Annotated in this window: 8 protein-coding genes; 1 reads left to right on the top strand and 7 read right to left on the bottom strand. The window is 35.2% G+C overall.

Translation table 11 applies throughout. From position 1 onward, the window contains the following. Positions 1–32 precede the first annotated feature (32 nt). Entirely contained in the window at positions 33–707 is a 675-nt protein-coding gene (locus OZD68_RS01610; RefSeq protein WP_182309674.1) for a collagen-like triple helix repeat-containing protein, read from the top strand. Positions 708–881: 174 nt separating this feature from the next. Here the strand turns inward: OZD68_RS01610 and OZD68_RS01605 are convergent, their stop codons facing one another. From OZD68_RS01605 to OZD68_RS01575, 7 genes are all read right to left on the bottom strand, one after another. Beyond that, positions 882–1,016: a hypothetical protein gene (locus tag OZD68_RS01605; RefSeq protein WP_275008828.1), complete on the bottom strand. Its 135-nt coding sequence runs from the start codon at positions 1,014–1,016 to the stop codon at positions 882–884. 462 nt (positions 1,017–1,478) lie between these two features. After that, positions 1,479–2,756: a serine hydroxymethyltransferase gene (gene glyA, locus OZD68_RS01600; protein ID WP_182309675.1), complete on the bottom strand. Its 1,278-nt coding sequence runs from the start codon at positions 2,754–2,756 to the stop codon at positions 1,479–1,481. Positions 2,757–2,796: 40 nt separating this feature from the next. After that, the gene (locus OZD68_RS01595) at positions 2,797–4,017 is read right to left on the bottom strand and encodes an MFS transporter (protein ID WP_182309676.1); all 1,221 of its coding nucleotides are present in this window, start codon (positions 4,015–4,017) and stop codon (positions 2,797–2,799) included. Positions 4,018–4,152: 135 nt separating this feature from the next. Next, positions 4,153–5,382 carry an MFS transporter gene (locus OZD68_RS01590; protein ID WP_182309677.1) on the bottom strand — a complete coding sequence of 410 codons (1,230 nt, stop codon included), beginning with the start codon at positions 5,380–5,382 and terminating at the stop codon, positions 4,153–4,155. A 75-nt stretch (positions 5,383–5,457) separates the two neighbouring features. After that, positions 5,458–6,672: an MFS transporter gene (locus OZD68_RS01585; protein ID WP_182309678.1), complete on the bottom strand. Its 1,215-nt coding sequence runs from the start codon at positions 6,670–6,672 to the stop codon at positions 5,458–5,460. Between the two features lie 184 nt (positions 6,673–6,856). Continuing rightward, the gene (locus OZD68_RS01580; RefSeq protein WP_274999414.1) at positions 6,857–6,982 is read right to left on the bottom strand and encodes a hypothetical protein; all 126 of its coding nucleotides are present in this window, start codon (positions 6,980–6,982) and stop codon (positions 6,857–6,859) included. A 188-nt stretch (positions 6,983–7,170) separates the two neighbouring features. After that, the coding region (locus tag OZD68_RS01575) for a transposase (protein ID WP_275008740.1) at positions 7,171–7,319 on the bottom strand (149 nt) is incomplete at its 5' end.

Raw genomic sequence — 7,319 nt, 5'->3', positions numbered from 1 at the left:
TGCTTATGGCTATGGTAGAGCAGTAGCATATTATGATCTGTTCGGATTATTGTAAAAAGAGCTATATCTATACCAAAAAAGGTGTTGATGATGCATTTGTTAAAACTTTAGGACTTACAGATACGCTAAAAACAGAAGTAGTAAAACAGCCTGTTGTGGATGCTATAACTGCTTCTCCTGATTTTACAAATAAGGTATATATTAAAGCTGCTCCAGCCGATGAAGTTTACACTAAAACTGCTGCAGAGACTGCTTTTGTTAAAGCTACAGAGCTTAAAACAAAAGCTGCAGCGAAAGATGTCGTGAATGCTATATTTGATGCAAAAGACGGCGACAAATCAATTTTAGTGGATAAATTAGGAGGATTTCTTGATGCTACTGACACAGCGTATGGTGACAAAAATGATCAAACAGCAAAGGTGTTCTTAGGAGGTAAAGGGCTAAAAGGGGAGACAGGAGCCACTGGTCCTAAAGGAGCAGATGGTAAAGATGGAGCTCAAGGCCCACAAGGAGAGACAGGGGAGACAGTAGCAGATGGTAAAAGTCCAATAGCTGCTGAAATAGCTGCTGAGAAAGCCTTACAAGAGCATGTAACAAAGATAAGCATACAAAGTCCAGAATTTAAAAGAGCTGTGCAAGAGGAAATGTCACAACCGTATTTTGAGCCTCCAACAAGTGATGATGCTGCACTTAATTGGACTTGGTAATACAGCTTAGATCCAAGTAGTCACGCTACTTGGATGACGTCATATGGTCCTCTGATGACGGAAAAAGGACTCGGATAACACCCTACAATGTCATTCCAGCGCGTGACGCTGGAATCCAGCCTTTTCATAATCATTAAAATGTTGTATTTTAACATAAAACGGCTACTTTTATGCTTACCAACTTAATAAAATTCCTGGATCCAAGTGTCTGGGCACTGGGATGACAAAGGAGAGCAGTGTCAAGCACTGGGATGACACCCTACTAGCAGAAGTTACTCTCAAATGTTTGTTCATGTTAGCTACAAACATTAAGAAATTTACCAAACGAAAAAAAAGGCAAAAGAAGCCCCAGTCATTGTTTATTTTCAGTATTGGCGTTTTTTAAGTCTTAAACACTGCAGTTTAGCTGCTTTTAAGTGCAACTCACCTTAGTTTAAATGTTTAAGAAATTTACTAAGCAGAAAAAAAGGCAAAGAAAACCTAGGGTAGCTAGTATTCAAATTCTCCCTTGTTCTATTTGACGTCTTTTGATGTCTTAAACGCTTTATAAGCGCGTTTCGGCTTGTATAGGTAGAAACCCAGAAGTTTTATAAAGACATGAGGTGCACATAGTGCAAAAAATTAAGCATGATTTACGCCAAATACAAAATTCCCTTTGTCGTTTTAATCTGCAGATTGCGAAGATAAATAAATAGCTCCAGTTTGATGATAAGGGCGCTGGCGGAGTTTGTCAAGCAAGTTTTTCGTTTCTGCGGGCTACTTCCACATAAATTAATAAATAGGAAAATTACTACAAATCCTTTCAACTTTAGTTTTTACTGCTTTTTCAACATCTGAGCTATTTTCGCTGATTAATCCCTGAACCACTTCATTTATTAGGCCGGCTATTTCTTTAAAATTTTCTGCCTCAAGCCCGCGTGTTGTCTCAGCAGCGGTGCCAAAACGGAGCCCTGAGGTGATGGTTGGCTTTTCTGTGTCAAATGGTACAGAGTTTTTATTGCAGGTAATACCGGCTCTCTCAAGGCTATCTACAACGTCTTTTCCAGTTAATTTCTGCGATCTTAAGTCAACTAGCACTATATGAGAGTCAGTGCCACCGGTTATAATGTCGAGTCCATGCTTTTGCAATTCTTGAGCTAGTACTTTCGCATTTTCCACGACTTTCTTGCTATAAGTTTTAAACTCTGGCGCTAACGCTTCTTTAAATGCAACAGCTTTTGCAGCTATCACATGCATAAGTGGCCCGCCCTGCAATCCTGGAAAAACTGCAGATTGAATTTTTTTGTGTAATGCTTCATCATTGGTCATCACTATTCCACCACGAGGACCACGCAAAGTTTTGTGAGTTGTGGAAGTCATAACATGTGCATATTCAGCAGGGGATGGATATTCGCCCGCTGCAATAAGCCCTGCATAGTGAGCAATGTCTGCAAGCAAATAAGCACCAACTTTATCTGCAATTTCGCGAAAGCGTTTGAAGTCCATTTTTCTTGGATAAGCAGAAGCACCAGCTATGATCAATTTTGGTTTATGCTCCAGCACCAGCTTTTCTATCTCATCCATATCCAGCAAGTAAGTGTCTTTATTCACTGTATATTGAATTGACTTAAGCCATTTACCAGAAAGGCTTGGTGCCGCACCATGAGTTAGATGCCCACCGCAATTCAGTGACAATCCAAGTATCGTATCACCTGGAGCAAGTAGTGAAGCAAACACTGCTTGATTCGCCTGAGAACCAGAGTGAGGTTGAACGTTTGCAAATTTTACACCAAACAACTTACAAAGTCTCTCTATAGCCAGACTTTCAATTTTGTCCACATGCTCACAACCACAGTAATATCTTTTACCTGGATAACCTTCTGCGTATTTATTAGTCAGAAAAGAGCCTTGTGCCTCCATTACCGCTTTGCTTGCAAAATTTTCTGATGCAATTAATTGCAATTGTGATTTTTGGCGTTGTAATTCTTTTTCTATAGACTGATAAACCTCATTATCCAAAGACTTTAAACTATTTTTAGAGCCACAGATTTTTTTTAAAACACTCATCATAGATCAAACCTCGCTTTAATTTTAAGATGCACAAGCAATTTTAAGACTGCTTATCCTGCTTTTTTAACCATAAGAGCCCAAAAACAGCTATCAGCAAACATACAGGAATAATAGATGTTGCTTTTATCAGCAATTCAGCACTATACACAGGATTTCCTTGTATCACTGTCCTATCCCAGCACAAATCTATTATTTTTGCGATCCCAGTGTGAAAAAAATAGCCAAAAACCATGACTATCATATTTGACACAGCTGTAGTTAATCCTATTAAGTTATTATTTACATAACTTAATGCTTTGTACAGTGTTACTATTTGATATCCAGAAGCGAAACCTATAACAAGAAGTGCAGGCAATACAATATACAATCCGCCAGCCTGTGTAAAAAGTAAAAGGAAACTAGCAATCATTGCAAAGGAACAGACAATAATAACTTCATAATGTCTATTTGGATATTTTTCTAATATGTGAGCAAAAGAGAGCAATCCAGCTGCAAATCCTACATATATAACAGAAGAAATCGAAGACGCTAGATCACCGGCCATTTGATATACCTCACATAAAAAAGCTTTTGTCCAAGCATCAGCAAAACCTTCTAGTGGACCTACCATTAAGCCACCAAAAAAACTAATTAGAATGATATATTTATTGAAAAGCACAGTTTTTAGATCCTTCATGCTAATTTTTTCTTTTCGAAAGTCGTAAGCATTGTAAGGAATAACTAAAAATAAAGATAAAGCGAGTAAGAAACCAAACCCTGAAAGAATATAAATTACGTAATTCCAACCAAACTCATCAAGCAAAAGTTCTATTGGTAGACCACCATATATTGCCCCTAATAGCCCTATAATAACAGATATGCTTGCCATTTTTGCTGATTTTTCTCGCGGAAAATACATACTGGCAACTTTAAATACTCCTATTACTGACGCAGACGAGCCAATCCCAACAATTATTCTACCTAATACTGAATAATACCACTCATCAAAGCACACAAGAGGTAATGTTCCAATAGATACCAAGACAGCACAAATAGGCAAAACAACTTTTGGACCGAATCTATCAAAACAAAGACCAACAGGGATATGAACTAGTGTAAATCCCACATAGTAGAGACCATTAAATTGCCCTAAATCTGCAATGCTTATATTAAATTTTGTTATTAATACAGGCGCAATTATGTTTGGCATGACACGTAACACATACTGGTATGCATAGAAAAGAGATACTGTCAGCCATACAAAAAAATTACTTTTCGACATACCTACCACCTAATAAAACCATATTACAATTAAAACAAAAATATCAAAGTAAAATAAAGTATTATATTTCATAATAACAAGAGCCTTAAATTAGTACATCTAACGATTTTATCATACGAGCCTTCGATAAATTATCTACTTATTACAATCAACTTCTCTAAAATCTTTATTTTTTAACCATAAGAGCCCAAAAACAGCCACCAGCAAACATACAGGAATAACTGATGTTGCTTTTATCAGCAATTCAGCACCATACACAGGATTTCCTTGTATTATTGTTCTATCCCAACACAAATCTACTATTTTTGCGATCCCAGTGTGAAAAAAATAGCCAAAAACCATAACTATCATGTTTGACACAGCTGTAGCCAGGCCTACTAAGTTATTATTTACATAACTTATCGCTTTGTAAATGGTAACCACCTGATATCCAGATGTGAAGCCAATAATAAAAAGCGTAGGTAATACAACATACAAGCCACCAATCTGAGTAAAAAGCAAAAGAAAACTAGCGATCATTGCAAATGAGCATGCAATTATTACTTCATAATGCTTATTTTTATATTTTTCCAATAAATAAGCCAAAGAGAATGATCCTGTTAACATTCCTATCAATATTACGGAAGAGAGAGAAGATGCCAAGTCTTCATTCATTTTATATACTTCAAAAAAGAATGCTTTCACCCAACCATCGGCAAAACCTTGCATTGGACCGACCATGAGTCCACCAAAAAAGCTAATTAGAATAATATGCTTGTTGAAAAGTATGTTTTTTAAGTCTCTAATGCTAACTTTTTCCTGTTGAGCATTGCTTTCAGGCGTTACTAAGAACAGCAACAGAGCAAGTAAACACCCAAATGCTGAGAATGTATAGATAACATAATTCCGGCCAAATTTATCGAGTAAGAAGTCTAAAGGTAACCCGCCACATATCCCTCCCAAAATTCCTATAATTATAGATAAGCTGGCCATTCTTGCTGATTTTTCTTGCGCAAAATACATGCTTGCAACTTTGAAGATTCCAATTGCCGAAGCGGATGACCCAATTCCCACAATTATTCTTCCAATTATTGAATAACTCCACTCATCAAAGCATATAAGCGGTAGTGTTCCGGTAAATGTCAAAACGGTACAAGGAGGTAAAACAAACTTTGGTCCAAATCTATCAAGGAAAAGACCAATAGGTATATGAGCTAGCGTATAGCCTACATAGTATAACCCACCAAACTGGCCAACATCTGCAATACTTATGTTAAATTTTGTTATTAATTCAGGCGCAATTATGTTTGGAATTACGCGTAATATATATTGGTATGCATAAAACAGTGACGTCAACAACCAGATTAAAAAATTCCTCTGCAACATGAATCTCAGCTAAAATTTAGGATTATAGATACTTTAGTTATAAAAAACAATACTATATTAATCATCTAAATCTGCTTAGCTCTTTTTACAGCTTATAACTTTAAGTAACCAAAAGCCTATCATTCCTATTAGTAGGCATATAGGTATTATTAACATAGACTTAACCATTACATCAGTTCCATAAAATGGCTTTCCATCGATAATTTCACCGTTCCAATAAAAATTCATTATATTTGCAATAATGACGTGAAAAAAATAACCAAAACTCATAACTATGGAATTACCTACAGATCCTGCACTTGCTACTGCTTCGTTTTTTACACAACTTACAACTTTAGCAGTAAAAACAATTTGGTATGCAGAAGCAAGACCAATAATGAATAGTAATATACATGCCAGGAGTTCACTAATATTGCATATAAAAAGTAATAAGAACACAATTATCATGGCCATAGCACAAGAAATTATTATTTCATAGTGCTTGGTTGGATTTTTTGCTAATATGTAAGGAAGTAATAAATGCCCAAAGCCAAAGCCTATTAGTATCCATTTTGAAATGCTATATGCAATGTGTCTATCTATAGCGTACATCTCATGCAAGAATGTTGCGGACCACGCATCTGCAAAGCCTTCTAATGGTCCAACCATAAAACCGCCAAACAAACCTATCAATAAAATATCTTTATTAAATATAACTTTGCTTAAATTTTTAATATTTAATTCTTCGTCTGAGGTGCCAACTTTAGGTATAGATATAAAGGTAGTTAAAGCAAGCAATAATCCAAGCATTATACACACAGTAAATAAATAATCCCACCCAAACTTATCAAGTAAGACATGTAATGGTTTGGTGGCAAATACACCACCTGAAATGCCAATAATAACCGATATGCTGAACATCATGGCAAATTTTTCTCTATGGTAATAGATTCTTATTATTTTAAAGAGTCCAAGTACTGAAGCAGAGGATCCAATACCAGTAATTATTCTTCCAATAATAGAATAACTCCAATCATTAGAACTGACTAAAGGTAAAGCACCTAAAGATGTTAATGCAATACAAATCGGTATAACAACTTTAGAACCAAATCTATCTAAAAGAATACCTACAGGAATATGTGCTAACACATAACCTACATAATACAGTCCACAAAATTGTCCTATTTCTGTTGTTCCTATATTAAACCTTACTACAAATTCAGGAATTATAATATTTGGAATTACGCGTAATATATATTGGTATGCATAAAACAGTGACGCCAACAACCAGATTAAAAAATTCCTCTGCAATACTTTACCCAAAAGCTAGCATTGTAGATACTCTGTTTATAGAAAACAATATTTTTATGAATACTTATTTTAATTTACCGGAATTTTATACAGTTGAACTCATAGCCAACATAAGTAGTTTATGCATTAACTAAATTTTCCAGGTTCAAGTTTGGATGATGGAAAAAGTTCACTTTTTCTATTTTTAAAAGAGACCTTTTATTTTACTTATAATTTTTTCTACCATATCTACAACTGGCTCATGAATAAGGTATATGAAAAAAATTACACCACAAATGATAAGTATATTTATGATTTTACCCTTATTCATCTTTATCTTGAGCTTCACTTTTGTTACAAGATCCATTTTATTTATGTTTTTATTTCATGCTGACAATTATATCTTAAATACCATAATTTTCAGTAAAATTTGACTTCAGAAGTATTCTATTAATTCAATATTAACCTTTTTATGTGTAAAATAGTTAATATAGCATTTCTCATAATAGTCCGAACAGGTCATAGGAAGGCAGAATCAACAGCACGACGAAAGGATTCGAATAGAGGAATGTCTTTCCTGGCTCTGTTTTTTATAGCAAACCAATGATGCTCAATTTTGTTGAAATCTGGAGAATAAGGCGGCAGATACAAAATTTCTGCACCAACCC

Source organism: Wolbachia endosymbiont of Drosophila bicornuta (assembly GCF_028982105.1).
GTDB lineage: Bacteria > Pseudomonadota > Alphaproteobacteria > Rickettsiales > Anaplasmataceae > Wolbachia > Wolbachia pipientis.
Note: the sequence above shows the minus strand (reverse complement) of the source record. Positions and strands in the feature narration are given on the sequence as shown.

Bases quoted from the DNA above. Each gene is read 5' to 3' on its own strand.
- OZD68_RS01610 (WP_182309674.1), top strand. From the start codon at position 33: ATGATCTGTTCGGATTATTGTAAAAAGAGCTATATCTATACCAAAAAA.
- OZD68_RS01605 (WP_275008828.1), bottom strand. From the start codon at position 1,016: ATGTTTGTAGCTAACATGAACAAACATTTGAGAGTAACTTCTGCTAGT.
- glyA (WP_182309675.1), bottom strand. From the start codon at position 2,756: ATGATGAGTGTTTTAAAAAAAATCTGTGGCTCTAAAAATAGTTTAAAG.
- OZD68_RS01595 (WP_182309676.1), bottom strand. From the start codon at position 4,017: ATGTCGAAAAGTAATTTTTTTGTATGGCTGACAGTATCTCTTTTCTAT.
- OZD68_RS01590 (WP_182309677.1), bottom strand. From the start codon at position 5,382: ATGTTGCAGAGGAATTTTTTAATCTGGTTGTTGACGTCACTGTTTTAT.
- OZD68_RS01580 (WP_274999414.1), bottom strand. From the start codon at position 6,982: ATGAATAAGGGTAAAATCATAAATATACTTATCATTTGTGGTGTAATT.